Raw genomic sequence first — 2,615 nt, forward strand, 5'->3', positions numbered from 1 at the left:
GTAGGTTTGGCATGATAGATCAGTGCTTCTCTTCTTTTTTTCTCGTCGGCCATGGATACATTTTGAATCTCAAATTTAAGAGTATTTCTTGGGATACGAACATATCTTTGAATACAATTAAAATTACTTCAATCTTTGGATAATTCTTTTGGAACCTTCATTAATTTTTGCAGAAATAAAGAATATTCTTACAATGCAATTTCCATCCATAGAGGTTATGGGACAATTGAGTTTTCGATATCCGGGATTAGCCCCTATGCTTGATTTTCTTCCGCGGTCACGTTTAAGCGCAGGGCCAAAAGCGCGGCAATAATAAAAAATGTGCCCCCAAAAAGCATTGCGTTTATGGCATTGCCCCCCAGGAAGTTCTTAAAGATAGGCCCGAAAGTAAGTGTTTCAATTCCCATAGGAATCACAATCATCATATTCAAAATACCCATATACACACCACGTCGATCCTGAGGTACAATTTTGGAGACCATGGTATACGGAATACCCATCATAGCTGCCCAACCTATGCCGAAAAATACCATCGGAAACAGCACATAAATTGGATCTGAAATATATGGTATCATCATTAAGGCTAGCCCGGTACCCAATAAACTTGCTGCATAAATTTTCTTTCCGCCATACTTCAAGGTCAAGGGAACCAAGGCTAAAGCAACCACAACGGTTGCAATATTATACGTAGTACTCATTTTTGCCGATTGAGCTGCTGCCGATGAGAGATCATATCCCATAGTTTTCATAAACAAAGGTGTTATAAACTGCCAATACACGAATAGCGCATACCATTGAAAAAGATATACGACTGAAAGCTTCCACATAAACTTGGGCATTTCCTTAACAGCTTTGGAAATTTCAACGAAGGGCATTTTAAAACGAGCTGCAAAAGGCAATTTCTTATGCGAATTAATTTCGGCAAGCTCTTCATCGCTGGGAGGAATTTCCGGGGTTTTAAGAACAGACCATAAAATGGTGGTTACCGATAAAGCCGAACCAATAAAAAAAGAATAGTACAACCATTTAGGAATCGAACCCGCCACCTCTAAATTAGTATCTCCACCAAACCAATCCTGGAACAAGAAAATAGAGGCATTAGCTAATACAATACCGGCACCAACAAAAAGGCTTTGCATTTGATAACCCAAACTCAATTGCTTATTAGGTAATTTGTCTCCCACAAAGGCCCTATAGGGTTCCATTGCCATGTTGTTTCCCACATCTAAAATCCATAATAACCCGACCGCAAACCATAATGCCGGACTCAACGGAAATGCGAACAAACACAAACTTCCAATTATTGCCCCGATAAGGAAAAATGGTTTTCTCCGGCCCCAACGCGGCGACCATGTTTTGTCAGAAATAGCCCCAATAAGAGGCTGTATGACCAAACCTGTAACCGGGCCGGCGATATTTAAAATAGGAAGCATCTCTTCAGGTGCCCCCAGAAAAAGAAAAATAGGATTGATTGCACTCTGTTGTAACCCGAAACTGAACTGGATGCCGAGAAAACCGACGTTCATATTGAATATTTGCCAAAAACTTAACTCGGGTTTCATAATCTTCATAGTATACGCTGTGTAGAGTAATTAAATTTAATCCTTTTGTAAATACTTGGTAAACAGACCTTCAATATAGTCCTTTATCTTTGTTAACAATAAAATCATACCAAAAAACTGATCATTTTACTTTCGAAAACGTTGTAGTTCCTGGGGCTTTTATTTTAAAAAATCAATGTTTCGCTGGAAACCAGAAAACTTCGTTCGCTTTACTGCTGATTTTTGAAATACCTTTTTAAAAACATCTTCCGTGATTTCTTCCCAATCCTTTTTGGTCATTGACAACAATTCGGGATTCGGATTAAATAAGGGTTCATTGTGAGCTTTAGAAAACCTGTTCCAGGGGCATACATCCTGGCAGACGTCACAACCAAAGACCCAGTCATCAAACTTATCTTTTACAGAGGTTGGTATTTCATTCTTAAGTTCTATGGTAAAATAAGAGATACATTTGCTGCCATCCACCACATAAGGTTCCACAATGGCTTCTGTGGGGCAGGCATCTATGCAGGCAGTGCAGCTGCCGCAATGATCCGTGACCGGGGAATCGCATTCCAGTTCCAGGTCTACAATTAGCTCTGCGATAAAGTAAAAGGAACCTATTTGCTGGGTTAGAAGATTGGAATGTTTCCCAATCCATCCAAGCCCGCTTTTGGCTGCCCATGCCTTGTCGAGTACCGGGGCCGAATCTACAAAAGCACGACCGTTCACCTCTCCTATTTCTTCTGAAATAAATTCCTGAAGTTGTCTTAATTTGGATTTGATAACATGGTGGTAATCCTGTCCATAGGCGTATTTGGAAACTTTATAGGTGTTTTCGCTTTGAGTTTCATGAGGATAATAATTTAGTAAAAGAGAAATAACAGATTTGGCACCGTCAACCAATAAGCGCGGATCAAGGCGTTTATCAAAATGATTCTCCATATACTGCATCTCCCCGTTCATATTGGCCTTCAACCAACGTTCGAGACGGGGTGCTTCCTCTTCCAAAAACTGGGCTCTGGATATCCCACATGACAAAAAACCGAGGCGTTTTGCTTCGGTTTTGATGAG

Annotated in this window: 2 protein-coding genes; both read right to left on the reverse strand. The window is 40.3% G+C overall.

Translation table 11 applies throughout. The features are described from left to right. Positions 1-254 precede the first annotated feature (254 nt). Positions 255-1,571: an MFS transporter gene (locus tag WBM60_RS16980; protein ID WP_424259607.1), complete on the reverse strand. Its 1,317-nt coding sequence runs from the start codon at positions 1,569-1,571 to the stop codon at positions 255-257. 150 nt (positions 1,572-1,721) lie between these two features. Further along, a partial coding sequence (queG, locus tag WBM60_RS16985) for a tRNA epoxyqueuosine(34) reductase QueG (protein ID WP_424283383.1) occupies positions 1,722-2,615 on the reverse strand: 894 nt, incomplete at its 5' end.

The sequence above is a fragment of the Eudoraea sp. genome (assembly GCF_049669105.1).
GTDB lineage: Bacteria > Bacteroidota > Bacteroidia > Flavobacteriales > Flavobacteriaceae > Eudoraea.

Coding starts and splice junctions, on each gene's coding strand:
- WBM60_RS16980 (WP_424259607.1), bottom strand. CDS start 1,571: ATGAAGATTATGAAACCCGAGTTAAGTTTTTGGCAAATATTCAATATG.